The organism is Verrucosispora sp. WMMD573 (assembly GCF_027497175.1).
GTDB lineage: Bacteria > Actinomycetota > Actinomycetes > Mycobacteriales > Micromonosporaceae > Micromonospora.
The window spans coordinates 5,901,909-5,922,270 of sequence record NZ_CP114901.1 but is presented as its reverse complement, the minus strand read 5'-3'; the positions used below and the strand labels follow the sequence as shown (position 1 = coordinate 5,922,270).

Here is a 20,362-nt window from a genome sequence, read left to right as displayed (position 1 = left end):
GGTAGCTGTTAGTGTGCGGCGGGTTCGTCACGGCCGGAGGAGGTCGACATGGGACGCGACGGCGCACGGTGGGGTGTCGCGGTGGTCGCCGCGATGCTGCTGCTGACCGGCGGTGGATGCGCCAAGGTGGACGCTCCCGCGGCGGAGGTGCCGGCCCCGGTCGCACTTCCGGAGGAGCTGCCGGACGCCTCGGGGGAGCCCACCGGCTCGCCGGTGCCGCAGGAGGCGTCGGCGACACCGTCGGCGGTGGAGGCGATGGGTGCCGCGCCGAAGGCCACGCCCAGCGCCAGCGCGTCGCCGTCGGCGGCGAAGCGGAGCGCGAAGCCGGAGCGCGCCACGGCCACCGCTCCGCGAACGGTGCCGAAGCCGCCGACGGAGACGGAGGTGCCGCCGGATCCGCCGAAGCCGCCTGCGAGCGACTGCAAGCCCAGCTACAAGGGCGATCAGGCCAGCCGTGCGCAGGTCAAGGCGGCGTTGACCGACGCGGCCGGGCGCACCTACTGGCCGACGTCGGCCCCGAGCATCCGCGTTCCGCTCAATCTGATCAAAGCGACGGCGTGGCAGGAGAGCGGCTGGCAGTCCAACATCGTGGCCTGCGACGAGGGCATCGGCCTGATGCAGGTGATGCCGGAGACCGCGTCCTGGATGAACCAGCGTTTCGGGCAGAGCTACGACGTGTGGGACTACCGGGACAATGCCTACCTCGGCGGCACCTACCTGGCCTGGCTGACCAAGGACATCGGCGACAGGTACTTCGACGCCGACTACCGGCTCGACGCCGGTCTGTGCACCTCGGAGTTGGACTCGTGCCTGTTGAACGCGGTCATCGCCGCGTACAACTACGGGCACGGGAGGGTGGCCCCGGACGGGGAGCCACTGAACATTGCCAACCCGAACTACGTGCGCAACGTCCGGGCGCTGATGACGGAGTGCGTCTGCCTGGGGTTCTGACCGTCGTCGACCCGGCCGGGCCACCAGAAGCGTTCCCCGAGCAGGAAGGCCAGGGCCGGGACGACGACCGTGCGGACCAGCAGGGTGTCCAGCAGCACACCGAGGCAGACGATGATCCCGATCTGGGTCAGGGTGATCAGCGGTAGCACGCCGAGCACGGCGAAGACGGCGGCCAGCAGGATGCCGGCGCTGGTGATGACGCCGCCGGTGACCCGGAGCGCGGAGAGCATGCCCTCTCGGGTGCCGGCGGTGCGGGCGTCCTCCCGGGCCCGGGTGACCAGGAAGATGTTGTAGTCCACGCCGAGCGCCACCAGGAAGACGAAGGCGAGCAGCGGCACGGTGGTGTCCAGCGCGGGGAAGCCGAGCACGTGGTCGAAGAGCAGCCAGGCGCCGCCGAGGCTGGCGAAGTACGACGCGACGACGGTGACCACGAGCAGCACCGGGGCGAGCAGGCCGCGTAGCAGCAGGACCAGCACGGCGCCGACCAGCAGCAGGATCAGCGGCAGGATGACGCGCAGGTCCTCGGCGTCGGCGGCCGACGCATCGTACGTGCCGGCCACGCTGCCGCCGACGATGGCGCCGCTCGGGGTTTCGCCACGGGCTGGGGCGGGTGGTGCGGAGTCGGGTACGGCGGCGACCGCATCCCGCAGGGCCTCCAGCGTCCGGTCGGAGGCGGTGGTGCCCGGTTCGGCCTCGAGGACCACGTCGACCTGGGCGACGGTGGGGCCGGCGGCGCCGGGACGGGCGGAGGCGACTCCGGGCACCTCGGCGGCGGCCGCGGTGACCGCCGGAACGGTGTCGGGTCGGGTCAGCACCGCGACCGGCTGGGTGGTGCCGGCGGGGAAGGCGCTGGCCAGGGTCTCTGCCCCGGCGACCGCTTCCGGCTGTACCCGGAACTGCTCGGTCTCCGACAGCCCGGTCCGCAGGCCGAGGCCGCCCAGGGCGAGTGCGGCCAGCAGCAGCGTGGCCAGGGCCGCGACGGGAAGCGGGCGGCGGATCACGGCGGCACCGAGCCGACCCCAGACCCGGCCCTCCCGACCCTCGCTGCCGACGTGCGGTACGAACGGCCAGAACAGGCGTCGGCCGAGCAGCACCAGGGCGGCCGGCAGCACGAGCAGCGCCGACGCCATGGCCAGCAGGATGCCGGTGGCGCAGGCGACGGCGAGGGCCCGGTTGAGTTCCCGTTCGCTGAGCAGCAGGGTGAGCACCCCGAGCATGACGGTGCCGCCGCTGGCGAGAATCGGTTCGGCGGTGCGGCGCAGCGCGGCCCGCATGGCGGCGAAGCGGTCCGCTTCCCGGCGTAGCTCCTCCCGGTAGCGGGCGATCAGCAGCAGGGCGTAGTTGGTGGCGGCGCCGAAGACGAGGACGCTGGCGATGCCGCTGACGGCGCCGCCGGCGTAGTTGATGCCGACAGCGGGGATGACCGTGTCGAGGGCCCGCAGCGCCACCTGTTCGGTGGCGGCCACCACGGCCAGCGGCACCATCCACAGCAGCGGACTGCGGTAGGTGACGAGCAGCAGCAGCGCGACGACCGCGGCGGTGACGGCGAGCAGGGTGACGTCGGCGCCCTCGAAGACCTTGGTGAGGTCGGCGGTGAAGGCCGGCGCGCCGGTCACCTCGACGGTCAGTTCGGCCGGTAGGGCGGTCAGTGCCTGGCGAACCTCGGCCACGGTGGCGGCCACCGCTTCCTGACCGCCCTCGGTGCTCAGTGGCACGGCGACCAGGGCCACCGTGCCGTCGGGAGACAGCTGCGGTGGGGAGACCTGACCGCCGACGGTGAATCCACCGAGGGCACCGGTGCCGCTGGTCACGGCGGTGCGGTCGCCGTCGGTCAGCGGCGCGTCGTCGGCGCGGGTGACCACCACGATGGCCGGCTGGACGTCGCTGGCGGGCAGTTCCTCCTGCAACCGCTCGACCTGGGTGGACTGCCAGCGGTCGGACAGGCCGGTGGCGGAGACGGGTGCCGGGTTGTCGGGGGTGGGCAACCAGAAGACGGCCGCGCCCACGGCGAGCGCCGCGAGGATGGTGAACAAGGCGTTCAGGCGACCGCCCGCCACGCGGGTGAACACGGACATCAGGACGAACCCCCAGCCGACAAAGTATCTAGACAGTCGAGATTTTCGCCTATCAAGAAATATACTGCAACAGCGCAGCGGCAGAGAATCTCGACGGCCGAGACGAGACTCCGGCTCGGGTTATGCTGCGAACCCGGACCTCGGGAGGAAGCGGCGGCACGTGGCAGCTCACGGTATGTACCGCAGGCGCGACACGCGCCGGGACCTGCTGATCGCCGAGATCACGGCTGAGCTGCGGCGCTACGGCGTGGACGCGCAGCACGTCGGGCACGCCTTCGCCGGCCAGCACGGCCTCAACGCCACCGACCTGCAGGCACTCATCGCTGTGATGGACGCCGAGCTGCTCGGCGATCCGATCACGCCCGGCCGGCTCGGCGAGCACCTCGGGCTCTCCTCCGGCTCGGTCACCGCCCTGATCGACCGGCTGGAACGCGCCGGGCACCTGCGCCGCGACCGGGCCACCACGGACCGTCGCAAGGTACTGCTGCGCTACGCCCAACGCGGCGCCGAACTGGCGATGGGCTTCTTCCGGCCGCTGGGCGAGCGCACCGACCGGGTGATGGCCGGCTTCCGTGACGACGAACTGGAGGTGGTGTACCGGTTCATGACGGCGATGGGAGCCTCGCTGAGGGAGCACCGGGACGAGGTTCGTGCCGCCCGGACCGAGCCGCACCGACGCCGGTCGGAGTGAGTCGTGCTTGATCGTCTGGCGGCCGGGCTCGCCGCCACCGCCCTGCGACTGCCACCGGCACGGACCCGACGGGTCACCGTCACCCGGGACATCGCGCTGCGGGTACGCGACGGAGTCACCCTGCGCACCGACCACTACGCGCCCGACCTGCCCGCCGCGCCCACCGTGCTGATCCGCACCCCGTACGGTCGGGCCGGACCGATGCGGCTGCTCTGCCGACTCGCCGCCGAGCAGGGATTCCACGTGGTGATCCAGTCCTGCCGGGGCACCGGCGGCTCCGGTGGTGCGTTCGAGCCGTTCGTGCACGAACGCGACGACGGTCTGGACACGCTCGACTGGCTGCGCCGGCAGCCGTGGTGGACCGGCGCGTTCAGCATGTTCGGCGCCAGCTACCAGGGGTTCGTACAGTGGGCGCTGGCGGCGGACGCGGGCCCGCAGTTGCGCGCTATGGTCGCGGTCGCCACCGCCTCGACCACCCGCGACTCCACCTACGCGGGGGAGTCGTTCGCCTTGGACACGGTGCTGACCTGGGCCGAGTTGCTCCAGGCGCAGACCGTCCCGTGGCTGGCCCGTCAGTGGGAGCTCAAGCGTGGCCAGCCGAAGCTGACCGCCGCCCTGTCGCACCTTCCGTTGATCGAGGCCGACCGGGTCGCCACCGGGGTGACCGTGCCGTTCTTTCAGGAGTGGCTGCGGCACCACACCCCACAGGCCGACTACTGGCGCAGTCGGGTCTTCGACGACCGACTGCACCTGGTCAGCTCCCCGGTGGCGATGGTGAGCGGCTGGCACGACATCTTCCTGCCGGCCCAACTGCGCGACTACACGGCGCTGCGGGCCACCGGCGCCCGTCCGCGCCTGGTGATCGGGCCGTGGACGCATGGCAGCCCCGGGCTGTTCATCGCCGCCCTGCGCGAGGGACTGCGCTGGCTCGATGTCCACCTGTTCGACGACCAGGCCGGTGATCGGCGGGCAGCAGGCGCCGTCCACCCGTCCGGCACTCCTGTGCGGGTGCACGTCGGTGGCGTCGGTGGCGGCTGGCGTGACCTGCCCGACTGGCCGCCGCCCGCCGAAGCCGTGCGGTGGTACCTGCACCCGGGGGCGGCCCTGAGCCCCGTTGACCCGGTGCCGTCGCCGCCGGACGGGTTCTGGTACGACCCGGCCGACCCGACACCGTCGCTGGGCGGTCCACTGCTGGTGGCCCAGCGGGCCGGACCATTCGACAACCGCCCGGTCGAGGCCAGGCCCGACGTGTTGACCTGGACCAGCGAGCCGTTGGCCGCCGGCATCGAGGTGATCGGGCCGGTACGTGCCGAGATCCACCTGCGCAGCGAGCTGACACACCTGGACGTGTTCGTGCGACTGTGCGACGTGGACGAGCGGGGACGCTCGTGGAACATCTGCGACGGGCTGGTCCGACTCGATCCGCAGCGGTTTCCCGCCGACGAAACCGGCGCCGTCACGGTGCCGGTCGAGATGTGGCCCACCGCCCACCGCTTCGCCCCCGGGCACCGACTGCGGTTGCAGGTCTCCGGCGGGGCCCATCCCCGCTACGCGCGCAACCCCGGCACCGGCGAGCCGCTCGGCGCGGCTATGACGCTCCGTGGTGGATTCCGAGAGATCATGCACGACCCGGATCATCCGTCCGCAGTGGTCCTACCGGTCGTCCACTCTGCCTCTCAGCCTTCTCCAAGCTGAATCGAAGCGCCTCTGAGCTGGGCATTCTCCGATAGACCGAGCTATCGTGGTGTTACGCCCGGCGCCGTGCACCCGATTGGCCGGGCCCGCCGGTGAGCCTCTCCACCGCGCACGCGGTGTCACCGTCGCGCCTGGTCCCCAACACAAGCGAAGGGGGATCCATGACGCGGGCCCCGGCAAATCTGCTCGCCGTTCGTAGTCTGCTGCTTGAGCACCTCAACCGCGATCCCAACCGCAGTCGAGACGACGACCTCGAACCGAACGAGGTCGGCATCGTCGGCGACGCCAACCATCGAGGGGGCTACCACTGCGGGTCGGACCGGGTCGTCACCAACGACTACTCGGTGGTCGAGTCGCCCCGCGACCGCAACGGCCTCACCCTGGACGCGGCCGCCCTGGACGTGGGGACGTTCCGGCTCAACTCCGGTGGCCGCACCCACACCCTGTTCACGTTCTCGACCTGGTGCGTGGCGCAGTGCGCCGCCAACGCCCCGGACACCCGCGACATCCGCGAGATCATCTATTCGCCGGACGGCAAGGTGGTCCGGCGCTGGGACCGGCTCGGTCGCCGCAGCACCGGCGACCGGTCCCACCTGTGGCACACCCATTTCAGTTTCTTCCGGGACTCGATCAAGGCGAACCGCGACCAGCGGCCGCTGTTCCGCCGCTACCTGACCGCGATCGGACTGCTGAAATCCGAGGAGGGGGAGAACGACATGACACCCGAGGAACACAACTGGCTCAGGACCGTCCACCGCAACCTCACCGTCCTGGACGGACGCAACCCGGTCGGGCAGACCTACACCCGGATGGCCATGGGCGAGGATCACAAAGATCCCGACTTCCAGGTCTCCCACCCGACGCTGCGCACCATCGGCGCCCAACTCACCGCGCTGCAGAGCAAGGTGGACTCGCTGATGAACCGGGACTTCACCGACGAGCAGGCGATCGTCACCGGGGTGCTGGCCGGTCTCTCCCCGCAGGAGATCGCGGCGGCCATTCCGCCCACCGTGGCGCAGCAGGTCGTCAGCGAGTTGAGTCGCCGCCTGGCCGCCTGAGGCGACGCTCCGACGAGTGGCGGCCGGTACCGGCCGCCACTCACCGCCGTGCGATCAGCCCCGTCGGACCGTACGAGTCAGAGCGGGCGGACGTTGTCCGCCTGCGGGCCCTTCTGCCCCTGGGTCACGTCGAACTCGACCTTCTGGCCCTCGGCCAGCTCGCGGTAACCGCTGGACTGGATGGCCGAGTAGTGGACGAAGACGTCGGGCCCTCCGCCGTCCTGCTCGATGAAGCCGAAGCCCTTTTCGGAGTTGAACCACTTCACGGTGCCGGTTGCCATGCGTACTCTCTCCCTGTTCCATGCGGGCGACCGCTGGCTTGCGCGCCGGTGATCGCCCAATACCTTCCCGACAGTAACCGGTGAATAGCGGATTTGCCGGGCGAAGCGCTTCAGGTGATGGAGCGGATGGCGCCGACCCGACCGGCGGGCTCAGGGATCACCCTCAGGGGCGGCATCCCGAGGATGGGGAGGAAACCCGATGCCCACGGTGGCGGCCGGGTCCTAGCGTACGAGGCATGGCGGACCAGCTGGCCCAGGTCGGAGAGCTTCCCGTGGTGGTGCTGATGGTGGTGCTCGGGGTGGTCATGCTCTTCGACGCGGTGCCGCTGTTCGGGGTCCTCGTGCCCGGTGACGTGGCGGTGCTCGCCGCAGTGGCGGTGGGTAGCCCCACCACCGGGGTGGCGACCTTCGTCGCCGTGGTCACCGGATGCCTCACCGGTTGGTCGCTGAGTTTTCTGGTCGGCCGGCGGTGGGGCGATCGGCTGCGGCGCAGTCGCTTCGGCGGGTGGGTCGGCGAGGCGAGGTGGGTGGCCGCGGAGGCCATCCTGCGCCGTGACGGCGGCCGGCTGGTGCTGATCGCGCCCTTCCTGCCGGTGTTCAACGCGCTGCTGCCGCTGGCCGCGGGCGGGCTGCACATGTCGTACCGACGGTTTCTCGGGTTTGCGGCGCTGGGTGCGGCCGGATGGGCCGGCCTCTACCTGGTGGTGGGCACGGCGTCGCGGACACTGGCCGGGCTGCTGCCCGCCGGCGCGAGTCCACTGCTGGTGACCATGGGCGGCGGACTGCTGCTGGCGGCCCTGGTGCTGCTCGGCACCCGGCGACGGTTGCGCGCCGTCACCCGCTGACCCGGCTGGTCAGAGCCGGCGAACGCCGCCAGGCGGTCCTGGAAATGATCGAACCGAGGGTGGCCGTCGCACCCGTGCGGCAGGATCGTGCAGGTCCGCAGAGCTACACGACGCTTCCCTGAGGAGTTCCGCCATGGGCGCCGCACCGCCACTCATCCGTCGCTACTTCGCGCTCGCCGGCGAGGCCGACAGCGACGCCTACTTCGCGCTCTTCGCCCCCGACGCCGTGGTCGAGGACGAGGGCAGGACCTACGCGGGCATCGCGGAGATCCGGGCCTGGCGGCAGGAGGTGCCGCTGGTGTCGTACGAGATCACCGACGTGGCGCAGACGCCGGAGGGAACGGTGGTCACCGCCACCATCACCGGCGACTTTCCCGGTAGCCCCTTCGCCGGCCTGCGGTACCGCTTCGAGGACTACGACGACAACCAGATCCGACGCCTGCGCATCGCTCCCTGACCGGCGCGGCGGTCACCAGCCGCGGGCGCGCCACTCAGCCAGGTGGGGGCGCTCCGCGCCGAGCGTCGAGTCCCGGCCGTGCCCGGGGTAGAACCAGGTCTCGTCGGGCAGCCGGTCGAACAGCTTGTGCTCGACATCGTCGATCAGCGCGGCGAACCGCTGCGGATCCCGGTCGGTGTTGCCGACCCCACCGGGGAAGAGACTGTCGCCGGTGAAGAGGTGCGGCACGCCGGCGGGGTCGCGGTAGAGCAGCGCCACCGAGCCCGGGGTGTGCCCCCGTAGGTGGATGACCTCCAGGGCGCAGTCGCCGACCGGCACGACATCGCCCTCGGTGAGGGTCTGCGCCTCGATCGGCAGCCCTTCCGCGTCGTCGGCGTGCACCAGCGCGCGGGCGCCGGTCTTGGCCACCACCTCTTCCAGACCCACCCAGTGGTCCATGTGCTGATGGGTGGTCACCACCGCGGTGAGCCCGACGTCGCCGATCAGTTCCAGCAGGCGGGGCGCCTCGTTCGCGGCGTCGACCAGCACCTGCTCGCCGGTGCTGCCGCAGCGCAGCAGGTACGCGTTGTTGTCCATCGGACCGACCGACACCTTGGTGATGGTCAGCCGGTCGAGTTCGCGTACCGCCGACGGGCCGCCGGGGGTGACTTCTCCGTTGTAGGTCATGGCTTCCTAGATCCATTCGGGCGGGTGGGGCAGCTGCCCGTCGGGGGTGACGGTCAGGGTGGTGCCGGGGTCACGGCCGGTCAGCCATGCGGCGAGTTCGGCCGCCGCACCCGCGACGACCGGTGCCTGTGCCCGATCGCCGAGCACCAGTTCGTGGCTGCTGCCGTCGAAGCGCAGCACCATCGCCGGTACGTCGCTTCGGTCGGCGAAGCCGCTGGCGACCTCATGCAGCAGCCGGTGACCGAAGTCCGGTGACCAGTCCGTGGGCTGGTAGCCGGCCGCCAGGTCGACGTGGTGGATCTCCAGCTCCCGCAGCCGACCCCAGACGAGCAGGGCCGCCGGCCGCGAGCCGTGTCGGGTCTCGACGGTGGCGCCCCACGCCGGCACCGGCATCGCGGCGACGGCCTCGGCGAACCGGTCCGCGCTGCGCCGCAGGTCGTCCAGCTGTTCCTCCGGGGTACGCGGGGCCCCCGCCTCGATGTCGGCGGTCCGGGTGGCGGCGCTGGCGTACATCGGGATCGGCTCGCCGGTGCGGGCCGAGGTGAGCAAATTGACGAAGCCGTCGGCGTTGCGGCACACGTGGGCGAGCACGTGCCCCCGGGTCCACCCGGGCAGCAGGGACGGCGCCGCGAGGTCGGCGGCGTCGAAGGTGGCCGCCGTCCGCAGCAGGCGGGCCGTGGCGTCGTCCACGTCGCCGGTCAGCAGCAGCGGATCCATCGTCACGGTGCTGACCCTAGCGGCCCGCGCCCACCGCGTCGCCGCGGAATTCACTTCCGGCGTGGCGTGGTCCGACCTACCGTCTGTGCCAACGACCCCCTCGAAGCGGGGCCCGTGACGTGGACGCCTCGTCTGCTGCCTCGCGGCCCGGTCCTCACCGGGGAGGTCGACCAGGTTCGTGCGTGACGCCGGAGCGGAGGAGGTGTGGTCATGCCGGTCACCGCACCCGTGTATCACCCGCACCGAGACTGAACGAGGAGCCATGACCATCTCGCTGACCGCCCTGGGCTGGGACACCGACCGGGCGGCCCATCTGCGACGTATCCGTACCGATCAGCGTCCCGGCCGGGTGGCCCGCGTCGACCGGGGCGTCTGCACCGTGCTCACCGAGGACGGGCCGATGCGCGCCTCGACCGGCGGGACCGTGCTGGCCGCCGCCGTCGGCGACGCGACCCGGCTGCCTGGCGTCGGCGACTGGGTGCTGCTGTGCGCCTGGCCCGATGGGCGGGTGACGGTGGAGGCGGTGCTGCCCCGGCGTACCGCGTTGATCCGGCGCACCGCCGGCAAGGACGCCAGCGGCCAACTGCTGGCCGCCAACCTGGACGTGGCCGCCGTGGTCGAGCCGGTGCACCCGGCACCGGACGCAGCCCGGATCGAGCGGCTGCTCTCGCTGGTCCACGAGTCGGGTGCCCGGCCGCTGGTGGTGCTGACCAAGACCGACCTGGCGACCGATCCGGCGGCGGTGGCGCGTCAGCTCGCGGCTCTCGCCCCGGGCGTGCCGGTGCTGCCGGTCAGCGCCGAGCACGGCGCCGGGCTGGAGCCGCTGCGCGCCGAGGTCGGCCCCGGCCGCACCCTCGGCCTGCTCGGACCCTCCGGCGCCGGCAAGTCCAGCCTGGTCAACGCGCTCGTCTCGGCGGTGGTGATGCCCACCCAGGCGATCCGTCGGGTCGACGGCAAGGGTCGGCACACCACCACCTGGCGGTCGCTGGTCCCGCTGCCGGGCGGCGGTGCCGTGGTGGACACGCCCGGGGTCCGGGCCGTCGGCCTGCTCGACGGCTCGACCGGGCTCGACCGCGCCTTCGCCGACATCGCCGAGCTGGCCGTCGGCTGCCGGTACGGCGACTGCGGGCACGAGGCCGAACCCGGCTGCGCGGTGCGCGCGGCAATGGCTGCCGGTGCGCTGACCGCCCGCCGCTACGAGAGCTGGCGTCGGCTGCAACGGGAGATCGCCCACGAGACCCGTCGCCGCTCCACCCGTGTGCCCCGCACCACCCGCCGTACCCCCCACTAACCCCCACCCCCACCCCTACGGTTCGCGATCATGCAGTTGTGGTCGTCGGTACGAGTGATTTGACCGCTTTTGTGCGTGCCACAACTGCATGATCGGCGCAGCTGGGGCGGGGGGCGGGGTGGGGAGCGGGGCGGGGGTGGGGGTGGGGTGGGGTGGGATGTGTGGGTGGGGGAAGTTGTCGGGGGTCGGGTCTACAGTTGCCGGGGCGCACTCTCCGCGCTGACACAACCGCTGGGATCATCCCAAAAGCGGACAGATCTTCCTCTTCATTCTCACCCGGGAGTACACGGACCGTGGCCGACCGTTTGATCATTCGTGGCGCGCGCGAGCACAACCTGCGTGACGTCAGCCTCGACCTGCCCCGGGACGCCCTGATCGTGTTCACCGGGCTGTCCGGGTCGGGCAAGTCGAGCCTGGCCTTCGACACGATCTTCGCCGAGGGGCAGCGGCGTTACGTCGAGTCGCTGTCGTCGTACGCCCGGCAGTTCCTCGGCCAGATGGACAAGCCGGACGTCGACTTCATCGAAGGTCTGAGCCCGGCCGTCTCCATCGACCAGAAGTCCACCTCGCGCAACCCCCGCTCCACCGTCGGCACGATCACCGAGGTCTACGACTACCTGCGGCTGCTCTTCGCCCGCGTCGGGGAGCCACACTGCCCGGTCTGTGGCGAACGGATCTCCAAGCAGAGCCCGCAGCAGATCGTCGACCGGGTCCTCGCCATGGCCGAGGGCACCCGCTTCATGGTGCTCGCGCCGGTGGTGCGCGGGCGCAAGGGCGAGTACGTCGACCTGTTCGCCGAGCTCCAGGCCAAGGGGTACGCGCGGGCCCGGGTCGACGGGGTGGTGCACCAGCTCACCGACCCCCCGAAGCTGAAGAAGCAGGAGAAGCACACCATCGAGGTGGTGATCGACCGGCTCAGCGTCAAGCCCAGCGCCAAGCAGCGGTTGACCGACTCGGTCGAGGCCGCGCTGGGCCTCTCCGGCGGTCTGGTCCTGCTCGACTTCGTCGACCTGGCCGAGGACGACCCCGACCGGGAGCGGCGCTACTCCGAGCATCTTGCCTGCCCCAACGACCACCCCCTCGCCATCGAGGACCTGGAACCCCGGGTCTTCTCCTTCAACGCGCCCTACGGCGCCTGCCCGGAGTGCACCGGCCTGGGCACCAAGAAGGAGGTCGACCCGGAACTGGTCGTCCCCGACCCGGAACGCAGCCTGCGCGAGGGCGCGATCCAGCCCTGGGCGACCGGGCACAACCTGGAATACTTCCTCCGCCTGCTGGAGGCGCTCGGCGAGGCCGAGCACTTCGACGTCGACACCCCGTGGCGGGCACTGCCGTCGCGGGCGCAGAAGACGATCCTGCACGGCTCCGACGACCAGGTGCACGTGCGTTACCGCAACAAGTACGGCCGGGAGCGCTCGTACTACACCGGTTTCGAGGGCGTGGTGCAGTGGATCGAGCGCCGGCACTCCGACACCGAGAGCGAGTGGTCGCGGGAGAAGTACGAGGGCTACATGCGCGACGTGCCCTGCGCGGCCTGCGGGGGTGCCCGGCTCAAGCCCGAGGTGCTCGCGGTCACCCTGGCCGGGCGCAGCATCGCCGAGGTGTGCAACCTGTCCGTCGGCGAGTGCGCCGACCTGCTGGCCGGCATCGAGTTGACCGACCGGCAGAAGCTGATCGCCGAGCGGGTGCTCAAGGAGATCAACGCCCGGCTGCGCTTCCTGCTCGACGTCGGGCTGGACTACCTCTCCCTGGACCGCCCGGCCGGCACCCTCTCCGGCGGCGAGGCGCAGCGCATCCGGTTGGCCACCCAGATCGGTTCCGGCCTGGTCGGCGTGCTCTACGTGCTCGACGAGCCGTCGATCGGCCTGCATCAGCGGGACAATCACCGGCTGATCGAGACGCTGGTGCGGCTGCGTGGCCTGGGCAACACGCTGATCGTGGTCGAGCACGACGAGGACACCATCCGCACCGCCGACTGGATCGTCGACATCGGTCCCGGCGCGGGGGAGCACGGCGGTCGGATCGTGCACAGCGGCTCGGTGCCGGCGCTGCTGGAGAATTCCGAGTCACTGACCGGGGCGTACCTGTCCGGTCGGCGGGAGATCCCGACACCCAAGGGACGCCGCCAGCAGACCCCCGGGCGGGAACTGGTCGTGCACGGTGCCCGCGAGCACAATCTGCGCAACCTGACCGTGGGCTTCCCGCTCGGTCAGCTGATCGCCGTCACCGGGGTCAGCGGCTCGGGCAAGTCGACCCTGGTCAACGACATTCTCTACGCGGTGCTGGCCAACCAGATCAACGGCGCGCGGCTGGTGCCGGGCCGGCACACCCGGGTGTCCGGCCTGGAACACGTCGACAAGGTCGTCGGCGTCGACCAGTCGCCGATCGGCCGCACCCCGCGATCCAACCCGGCCACCTACACCGGCGTCTGGGACCACGTGCGCAAGCTGTTCGCCGAGACCACCGAGGCCAAGGTCCGGGGGTACGGCCCCGGCCGGTTCTCGTTCAACGTCAAGGGCGGTCGCTGCGAGGCGTGCTCCGGCGACGGCACCATCAAGATCGAGATGAACTTCCTGCCCGACGTGTACGTGCCGTGCGAGGTCTGCAAGGGCGCCCGGTACAACCGGGAGACCCTGGAGGTGCACTACAAGGGCAAGACCGTCTCCGACGTGCTGGAGATGCCGATCGAGGAGGCGGCCGAGTTCTTTTCCGCCATCCCGGCCATCCACCGGCACCTCAAGACGCTCGTCGACGTGGGTCTGGGCTACGTACGGCTGGGGCAGCCCGCGCCGACCCTCTCCGGTGGCGAGGCGCAGCGGGTCAAGCTCGCCTCGGAGTTGCAGAAGCGCTCGACCGGGCGGACGGTCTACGTACTCGACGAGCCGACCACCGGTCTGCACTTCGAGGACATCCGCAAGTTGCTGCTGGTGCTGGAGGGCCTGGTCGACAAGGGCAACACGGTGATCACGATCGAGCACAACCTGGACGTGATCAAGAGCGCGGACTGGTTGATCGACATGGGCCCCGAGGGCGGTCACCGGGGCGGCACCGTGCTCGCCACCGGCAGCCCGGAGGAGGTCGCCGAGGTCGTCGAGAGCCACACCGGGCAGTTCCTGCGTACCGTCCTCAAGCTCGGCGGCACGGCCAAGGGCGCCGTGGCGGCCACCGCCCGGGCGGCGAAGGCCAACGGTGGCCGGGGCCGGGGCGGTCGTAAGGCCACCGCCGCCGCGCGCTGACGGGCCGATCCGGCCGGGCGGCAAGCCCCCTCCCGGCGAGCGGGGGGCCCGGGTGGCCGATCGGGTGAACCGCCGGGCAGAGTGGTGCGTGCAGGGAGAGTAGCGACACATCATGCACCGGAGTGAGTGACGGAGGGCGAGGCATGAGCGAGCCGCAGGGCAGCGCTGACATGAGCGACGAGCAGGTGTCGGCCGGGCCTGGAGTGCGTAGCCGCCGGGCCGTGCTCACGGGCGCGGGAGCGGTCGGCGCGGCGGTGGTCCTGGCCGCCTGCGGCGGTGAGGACGGCGACGGCGGCGCGGCACCGAGCCCTGGACCGCAGATCACCAACACCGGCGACGCCGGCGGCGGGGACCGTGAGGGCGCCCAGTCACTGGCCCGGACGACCGACATCCCGGTCGGCGGCGGCGCGGTCTTCGCCGCCCAGGGCGTGGTGATCACCCAGCCCACCGCCGGCGACTTCAAGGGCTTCGACCCGGTCTGCACCCACCAGGGCTGCCCGGTGTCGAACGTCGACGGCGGCACCATCAACTGCACCTGCCACGGCAGCAAGTTCTCCATCGAGGACGGCTCCGTCACGGCCGGCCCGGCGACCACGCCGCTGCCGGCCAAGAACATCAAGGTCGACGGCGACCAGATCGCGCTGGCCTGAGCCGGCCGAAGGGCGGTCGCGGCCGGGGCGATGCCGCGTCCCGGCCGCGACCGTCGGCGTCACTGGCCGTAGACCGACATCTCCCACAGCGAGAAGCCGTAGGAGGTGCCCCGGGTCAGCCCGTACATCCGCACGTAGCGGGCCTGCTGCGGGGCGAAGGTGACCACGTCGGTGCCGCCGTTTCCGGCCGAGGTCGACCAGGCCGGTCGCCAGGTGGCACCGTCGGCGGAGACCTCCACCCGGTACGACCGGGCGTGGGCCGCCTCCCAGGCCAGGACCACCCGACCGACCTGCCGTACGGATCCGAGGTCAACCCGCAGCCACTGGTTGTCCGACCAGGAACTGGCCCAGCGGGTACCCAGGTCGCCGTCGACGGCACGGCCGGCACCGTTGAACAGCTGACTGCTCGACGCGGTGACCGGGCGGCCGGTGGCGAGGTTGGTCAGGTCGTCGCCACGGCGGGCGGGGAACGAGACCACCTGCTGGTAGGTGGGACGGTTCTGCCAGGCGATGGTGGCGTGTTTGATGCCGCCAAGCGGTGACTGGACGATGGCGTCAGCGCACCACTGGTCGCCGGCGGCGCACGTCGAGTCACCCGGATAGGTCTGCGTGGCCGGCGTCGTCGCCGCTGTGCGCAGGGTGTCCAGCAGGATCTGCCGGCAGGCGGCGAGGTCGCCGTCGCCGCAGAAGGTACGCCCCGGCCCACCGGCCACCGGGTCACCCAGGACGGCCCGCAGGTCCTTGTCTACCCAACCCCACCACCCGTACTGGAACGCCGAGCCCTTGTGCGTCTGGGCGCTGTTCGCCGACGACGGCAGGTCCGACACGTCGCCCTGCTGCTGGCCGGAGGGGGACTCGTTGACCTGGATGGTGTTGACCAGGGACTGGTACAGCGGCGCGCCGAGCGGTTCCCGGAACATGCCCCGCACCAGCAGCGGCCACCAGGCGTCGAGCGTCCGGATCGCCTCGGCATGCTGGTAGACCTTGCTGCCCCTGGCCGTCTCCACCCGCAGCGCGCCGGCCTGCCGCCACGCCTTCAGCCGGGCGATCTCGCTGGCCAGGGCGGTGTCGGCGACCGGTTGGCTCTCCAGCACCCGGATCAGCTCGCCGAGCACCTCGGCGCCGCGCAGATCGGTCAGCCCGGCCCGCTGCACCAGCTCCGTGAGCGAGGCCCGGTCGAAGGTGCGTCCGGCCGCGAGCGCCGCCTTCACCGGCTTGTCCAGCAGGTCGCCGCGGTGCACGGCGCCGAAGCTGAAGTTGCCGTCGGCGGCACCGAAGTCCTTGGCCTGCTTGTTGTTCCAGCTGACGTAGTAGTCCTGGTTCGTCGACTGCGGGTGGGCCGAGGCCGGCGCGTACCGGGCGGTGCCGGTCTCCGGGTCGAAGTCCTGCCACTCGTACGCCCGCTCGGCCTTCATCGGCAGGCTCGGATTGCTGCCGGCCGCCCGCAGTGGGTTGAGCCCGGAGTTGAAGTACGCCGACTCGGTGGAGTTGACGTAGAACCAGTTGAACGCGTACTCGACGTTGTTCGCCGAGGTGCGGAACGCCGCCGCGGAGCCCATCTGGCTCGGGTCGTTGTACATCTGGAAACCGATCGCGGAGTTGGCCTCCCGACCGTAGGTGGACCGCAGCTTCGTGAAGGCGTGCGGCACCCCACCGACAGTGCCCCGCCAGGCCACCAGGCCGAGCTCGGTACGCCAGGCGACCAGCTTGTACGACCCGGCCGCGGTGCCGTCGGCGACGGTCGGGCTCCACCGGTTGACGTGGGACAGCTCCTCCATCGCCCGGCACTGCCCGCGGAACAGGTAGTGGTTGCTGCCCAGCGTCGGCGTGCCGCCGCCGGGTACGCAGAGCGGCACCGCGTAGGTGTCGGTGATGTCGTGCACGGCGGAGGTGGCGCTCCAGGCGTAGTCCTGGCCCCGGCCGAGCAGGACGTACAGGTTCAGTCCGGCGAAGGCGGCGCCTCGGGCGCTGATGCCCGGCCCTTGCAGCTCCTGCACCATCAGCAGTTGCGGGGAGAAGTAGCCGGTCTGCGGCCCGAACACCGCCACCGGATGCCCGCTGGTGGAGTGCTCGGCCGAGATCACCGCCGCGTTCGACATGCCCCGGTGGGCGGGGTCGATGGTCAGCCCGGACAGCGCGGCGGCCAGCTCGGAGCCGCTGTTCGAGGTCGTGGCGTCGGTCGCGGAGCCGGTCGGGTCGGTGACGATCGGTTCGACCCGGGCCGAGCCGGCGTCCGGCAGCACCACGCTTGGCGCGTCGGGGGAGGCGTCGCCGTACGGGAAGCTCTGCCCGTCGTGCAGCGTCAGCACGGTCTCCGGGTCGTTCTGCCCCCGGAAGCCCTGCCACACCCGGTCGCCCTCCACCGGGCCGAACTTGGCCCGGGCGGCGATGCGGACCAGCGCGGACTGCATCTCGGTGCCGCCCCCGCCGCCGAACAGGCCACCGACCACACCGGCGATGGCGACCAGGTCGGTCAGCACGAACGGCTCGGGCCCACCGGCGTTGGTGATCGCGTCCAGATGTCCGGTGAGTACGTACTCGCCGGGACAGTCGCGGTCGGCCATGCAGGTACGGATGTAGGCGTTGATCCCGGCGATGTACTCCTGCACGTCGGCGTAGAGCTGCTCACCGCGCCCGCCGCCCTGCTGCCGCAGCGCCGCCACCTGCGCCTGCAGGTCGGCCTCCGTGTACGGGGAGGTACGCCAGACGCTCTGCTCCAACGCCCGGTTGCCCGGTGCGCCTCCGGCGAACGGGGTAAGCGTGCCCCGGCCGACGTGTCGCAGCAGGTCCATGGTGAACAGCCGGTCCTCGGCCCCGGCGTAACCGGCGCCGAACATGGTCCCGGCGCGGGTGGTGCCGGTGATGTGCGGGACGCCGGTGGCCCGGTCCCGCAGGATGCGGACGTCCGAGCGGGGTGAGTAGTCGCGTTCGACCTGGCTGGGCGCGACGCCGAAGGAGGCGTCGTTGAAGAAGGTGCCGATCTGGTCCTCGCGCAGCCCGGCGTAGCCGTAGACGAGGTCGGCGTACCTGTCGAGCTGGTCGGCGGAGTGCCGGGGCCGGGTGCCGAAAGCCTGGTTGCCCAGGATCTCGACCAGGGTGGCGTTGCCGTTCTGGCCGGGCGGCAGGATCTCCGAGCATTCGCCGAGGCAGTAGTCGTTGGCGGCGAAGGCGTTGGCGACGTTCGTCGCGAGGGTGCTCGCCGTGCTCTCGGGCGGGATAGCGGCTGCGGTGGCGGTGGTCGGGGCGGCGATGAGGAGGGCGGCGACGGCGGCGGCCGTGGTGCCGGCGAGCAGCCGGCGGGCGGTGGTGTGACCGGTCATGGCGATCCTCTGTGGACGGGGGCCATCGGACGGGATCATTACATGAAGAACATTCGGTTACTGGATGGTAGGCCGCCGTGCTCCATATTGGAAGGCATCGATCAGGATGTTCGGGCCGTGCGGCTCGTTCAGGACGAGCCCGGCCATCAGGGGATGATTCGGGCTGTCGGGGGCGGCGACTAATCTCGGAGTGTGGCTGATCCGTCGACCTACCGTCCCACGCCGGGCACGATTCCCGAGGCACCGGGGGTGTACCGCTTCTACGACGGCACCGGCCGGGTGATCTACGTAGGCAAGGCGAAGAATCTGCGTAGTCGACTGAACTCCTACTTCGCCGACCTGTGGGGGCTGCACCAGCGCACCCAGCAGATGGTCACCACCGCCGAGGCGGTCGACTGGGTCACCGTGGGCACCGAAGTCGAGGCGCTCCAGCTCGAATACCTCTGGATCAAGCAGTACGACCCGAGGTTCAACGTCCGGTACCGCGACGACAAGTCGTACCCCTACCTGGCGGTGACCCTCGACGAGGAGTACCCACGGCTCCAGGTGATGCGCGGGGCCAAGCGCAAGGGGGTGCGCTACTTCGGGCCGTACTCGCACGCCTGGGCGATCCGCGAGACGCTCGACCTGCTGCTGCGCGTCTTTCCGGCCCGCACCTGCTCGGCCGGGGTGTTCAAGCGGGCCGGCCAGGTCGGTCGCCCGTGCCTGCTCGGATACATCGGCAAGTGCTCGGCCCCCTGCGTCGGCAGCGTCTCCGCCGAGCGGCACCGCGAGATCGTCGACGACTTCTGCGACTTCATGGCCGGGCGCACCGACACCATGGTCCGCAAGCTGGAACGCGAGATGACCGAGGCCAGCGAGCAGTTGGAGTTCGAGCGGGCGGCCCGGCTGCGCGACGACGTCGCCGCGCTGCGCCGGGCGATGGAGAAGCAGACGGTGGTGCTCGGCGACGGCACCGACGCCGACGTGGTGGCGTTCGCCGACGACCCGCTCGAAGCCGCGGTACAGGTCTTCCACGTACGCGGCGGCCGGGTACGCGGCCAGCGCGGCTGGGTGGTGGAGAAGACCGAGGAGCTGACCATGGGCGACCTCGTCCACCACTTCTGCACCCAGGTCTACGGCGGCGAGCACGGCGAGGCCGACGTGCCACGGGAGCTGCTGGTGCCCGAGCTGCCCGCCGACGCCGAGGCCCTGGCCGACTGGCTCTCCACCCACCGCGGCGGCCGGGTGACGCTGCGGGTGCCGCAGCGCGGCGACAAGCGGGCCCTGATGGAGACGGTGGAACGCAACGCCAAGGACGCCCTGGCCCGGCACAAGCTCAAGCGGGCCGGTGACCTGACCACCCGCAGCAAGGCCCTCGACGAGATCACCGAGGCGCTCGGCCTGCGGACGGCCCCGCTGCGCATCGAGTGCTTCGACATCTCGCAGATCCAGGGGACCGACGTGGTGGCGAGCATGGTCGTCTTCGAGGACGGGTTGCCCCGCAAGAGCGAGTACCGCCGGTTCATCATCCGTGGTGCCAGCGACGACCTCTCGGCGATGTCCGAGGTGCTGCGCCGCCGTTTCGCCCGCTACCTCGACGCGCGCGCCGAGACCGGTGAGGCGGGTGTCGAATCCGCCGCCGACCTCGCCATCCCTGCCGCCGCCGTGGATCGGGCCACCGCCACCGCTGACGCCGCCGGTGAGTCGGTTACGGTCGCTGTCGACGCCCTCGGCGACGCGCCGGCCACCGCCGACGGTGGTGACGCAGGCGTCGTGGACCGCGCCGCCGCTGACGCCGCCGCCCGCAGGCCGGCCGTCGCCGGCACCGACGTTTTCGGCACCACGCCGGCCGTAGTCAACGCGGACGACGGTGACGCGGGCGTCGCCGACGACAGCGACGAGCCGCGGATCGGCGCGCTCGTCGACCCGACCACGGGCCGGCCGCGCAAATTCGCGTACCCGCCGCAGTTGGTGGTGGTCGACGGCGGAGCGCCGCAGGTGGCCGCCGCCGCACAGGCCCTCGCCGAGCTGGGCATCGACGACGTGGCGCTGTGCGGGCTGGCCAAGCGGCTGGAGGAGGTCTGGCTGCCCGACGACGACTTCCCGGTCATCCTGCCGCGCGCCTCGGAGGGGCTCTACCTGCTGCAACGGGTACGCGACGAGGCGCACCGTTTCGCCATCACCTTCCACCGGCAGCGCCGTTCCAAGCGGATGACCACCTCGGCGTTGGACAACGTCCCCGGTCTGGGCGAGGTGCGCCGCAAGGCGCTACTGCGTCACTTCGGCTCGCTGAAACGCCTCTCGGCCGCCACCGTCGAGGAGATCACCGAGGTCCCCGGCGTCGGCCACCGCACCGCCGAGGCCATCCTCACCGCCCTCCGCACCCCCACCCCCGAACCTCCCGCAAGCTGACAACTTCGGCGATGTTGCGGTCTGCACGGCGCCTG

At 71.4% G+C, this 20,362-nt stretch carries 14 protein-coding genes and 1 pseudogene; 10 read left to right on the top strand and 5 right to left on the bottom strand.

Features of this window, described 5'->3' with window-relative positions; translation table 11 throughout:
* Positions 1-48: 48 nt before the first annotated feature.
* Positions 49-951: a transglycosylase SLT domain-containing protein gene (locus O7601_RS26800; protein WP_281563841.1), complete on the top strand. Its 903-nt coding sequence runs from the start codon at positions 49-51 to the stop codon at positions 949-951.
* Here O7601_RS26800 and O7601_RS26795 read toward each other — a convergent pair.
* Positions 897-3,026: an MMPL family transporter gene (locus O7601_RS26795; protein WP_281563840.1), complete on the bottom strand. Its 2,130-nt coding sequence runs from the start codon at positions 3,024-3,026 to the stop codon at positions 897-899. The two genes, O7601_RS26800 and O7601_RS26795, sit on opposite strands and share 55 nt — an antisense overlap.
* A 175-nt stretch (positions 3,027-3,201) precedes the next feature.
* Here O7601_RS26795 and O7601_RS26790 point away from each other — a divergent pair, with 175 nt between their 5' ends.
* From O7601_RS26790 to O7601_RS26780, 3 genes are all read left to right on the top strand, one after another.
* On the top strand, positions 3,202-3,717 hold the full coding sequence (locus tag O7601_RS26790; protein WP_281567051.1) for a MarR family transcriptional regulator: 516 nt from the start codon (positions 3,202-3,204) through the stop codon (positions 3,715-3,717).
* A 3-nt stretch (positions 3,718-3,720) separates the two neighbouring features.
* A complete protein-coding gene (locus tag O7601_RS26785) occupies positions 3,721-5,412 on the top strand; it encodes a CocE/NonD family hydrolase (protein WP_281563839.1) in 1,692 nt (563 codons plus the stop codon).
* 161 nt (positions 5,413-5,573) lie between these two features.
* Positions 5,574-6,470 carry a hypothetical protein gene (locus tag O7601_RS26780; RefSeq protein ID WP_281563838.1) on the top strand — a complete coding sequence of 299 codons (897 nt, stop codon included), beginning with the start codon at positions 5,574-5,576 and terminating at the stop codon, positions 6,468-6,470.
* Positions 6,471-6,547: 77 nt separating this feature from the next.
* Here O7601_RS26780 and O7601_RS26775 read toward each other — a convergent pair whose 3' ends face one another.
* Positions 6,548-6,751 (bottom strand): cold-shock protein, encoded by a 204-nt coding sequence (locus O7601_RS26775; protein ID WP_281563837.1) that lies wholly within the window; start codon positions 6,749-6,751, stop codon positions 6,548-6,550.
* Positions 6,752-6,987: 236 nt separating this feature from the next.
* Here O7601_RS26775 and O7601_RS26770 point away from each other — a divergent pair, with 236 nt between their 5' ends.
* Positions 6,988-7,596 (top strand): VTT domain-containing protein, encoded by a 609-nt coding sequence (locus O7601_RS26770; protein ID WP_281563836.1) that lies wholly within the window; start codon positions 6,988-6,990, stop codon positions 7,594-7,596.
* 133 nt (positions 7,597-7,729) lie between these two features.
* Positions 7,730-8,053 carry a nuclear transport factor 2 family protein gene (locus O7601_RS26765; protein WP_281563835.1) on the top strand — a complete coding sequence of 108 codons (324 nt, stop codon included), beginning with the start codon at positions 7,730-7,732 and terminating at the stop codon, positions 8,051-8,053.
* A 12-nt stretch (positions 8,054-8,065) separates the two neighbouring features.
* Here O7601_RS26765 and O7601_RS26760 read toward each other — a convergent pair whose 3' ends face one another.
* Both O7601_RS26760 and O7601_RS26755 read right to left on the bottom strand, forming a co-directional pair.
* The gene (locus O7601_RS26760) at positions 8,066-8,719 is read right to left on the bottom strand and encodes an MBL fold metallo-hydrolase (protein ID WP_281563834.1); all 654 of its coding nucleotides are present in this window, start codon (positions 8,717-8,719) and stop codon (positions 8,066-8,068) included.
* 6 nt (positions 8,720-8,725) lie between these two features.
* The gene (locus O7601_RS26755; RefSeq protein ID WP_281563833.1) at positions 8,726-9,442 is read right to left on the bottom strand and encodes a maleylpyruvate isomerase family mycothiol-dependent enzyme; all 717 of its coding nucleotides are present in this window, start codon (positions 9,440-9,442) and stop codon (positions 8,726-8,728) included.
* 256 nt (positions 9,443-9,698) lie between these two features.
* On the opposite strand from O7601_RS26755, the gene rsgA reads away from it, so the two are divergent.
* The 3 genes from rsgA to O7601_RS26740 all read left to right on the top strand — a co-directional run bounded on the left by rsgA (position 9,699) and on the right by O7601_RS26740 (position 14,613).
* Positions 9,699-10,727 (top strand): ribosome small subunit-dependent GTPase A, encoded by a 1,029-nt coding sequence (gene rsgA / locus O7601_RS26750; protein WP_281563832.1) that lies wholly within the window; start codon positions 9,699-9,701, stop codon positions 10,725-10,727.
* 293 nt (positions 10,728-11,020) lie between these two features.
* A complete protein-coding gene (uvrA, locus tag O7601_RS26745; RefSeq protein WP_281563831.1) occupies positions 11,021-13,963 on the top strand; it encodes an excinuclease ABC subunit UvrA in 2,943 nt (980 codons plus the stop codon).
* A 170-nt stretch (positions 13,964-14,133) separates the two neighbouring features.
* On the top strand, positions 14,134-14,613 hold the full coding sequence (locus tag O7601_RS26740; protein ID WP_281567050.1) for a Rieske (2Fe-2S) protein: 480 nt from the start codon (positions 14,134-14,136) through the stop codon (positions 14,611-14,613).
* 59 nt (positions 14,614-14,672) lie between these two features.
* On the opposite strand, the gene O7601_RS26735 is transcribed toward O7601_RS26740, so the two are convergent.
* Positions 14,673-17,933, bottom strand: coding sequence for a penicillin acylase family protein (locus tag O7601_RS26735; protein WP_281563830.1), 3,261 nt, complete (start codon positions 17,931-17,933; stop codon positions 14,673-14,675).
* A 192-nt stretch (positions 17,934-18,125) separates the two neighbouring features.
* On the opposite strand from O7601_RS26735, the pseudogene uvrC reads away from it, so the two are divergent.
* Positions 18,126-20,294, top strand: a pseudogene (gene uvrC, locus O7601_RS26730) (excinuclease ABC subunit UvrC); the annotation flags it as partial.
* Positions 20,295-20,362 lie beyond the last annotated feature (68 nt).

Bases quoted from the DNA above. Each gene is read 5' to 3' on its own strand.
- O7601_RS26800 (WP_281563841.1), top strand. From the start codon at position 49: ATGGGACGCGACGGCGCACGGTGGGGTGTCGCGGTGGTCGCCGCGATG.
- O7601_RS26795 (WP_281563840.1), bottom strand. From the start codon at position 3,026: ATGTCCGTGTTCACCCGCGTGGCGGGCGGTCGCCTGAACGCCTTGTTC.
- O7601_RS26790 (WP_281567051.1), top strand. From the start codon at position 3,202: ATGTACCGCAGGCGCGACACGCGCCGGGACCTGCTGATCGCCGAGATC.
- O7601_RS26780 (WP_281563838.1), top strand. From the start codon at position 5,574: ATGACGCGGGCCCCGGCAAATCTGCTCGCCGTTCGTAGTCTGCTGCTT.
- O7601_RS26775 (WP_281563837.1), bottom strand. From the start codon at position 6,751: ATGGCAACCGGCACCGTGAAGTGGTTCAACTCCGAAAAGGGCTTCGGC.
- O7601_RS26770 (WP_281563836.1), top strand. From the start codon at position 6,988: ATGGCGGACCAGCTGGCCCAGGTCGGAGAGCTTCCCGTGGTGGTGCTG.
- O7601_RS26765 (WP_281563835.1), top strand. From the start codon at position 7,730: ATGGGCGCCGCACCGCCACTCATCCGTCGCTACTTCGCGCTCGCCGGC.
- O7601_RS26760 (WP_281563834.1), bottom strand. From the start codon at position 8,719: ATGACCTACAACGGAGAAGTCACCCCCGGCGGCCCGTCGGCGGTACGC.
- rsgA (WP_281563832.1), top strand. From the start codon at position 9,699: ATGACCATCTCGCTGACCGCCCTGGGCTGGGACACCGACCGGGCGGCC.
- O7601_RS26740 (WP_281567050.1), top strand. From the start codon at position 14,134: ATGAGCGACGAGCAGGTGTCGGCCGGGCCTGGAGTGCGTAGCCGCCGG.
- O7601_RS26735 (WP_281563830.1), bottom strand. From the start codon at position 17,933: ATGACCGGTCACACCACCGCCCGCCGGCTGCTCGCCGGCACCACGGCC.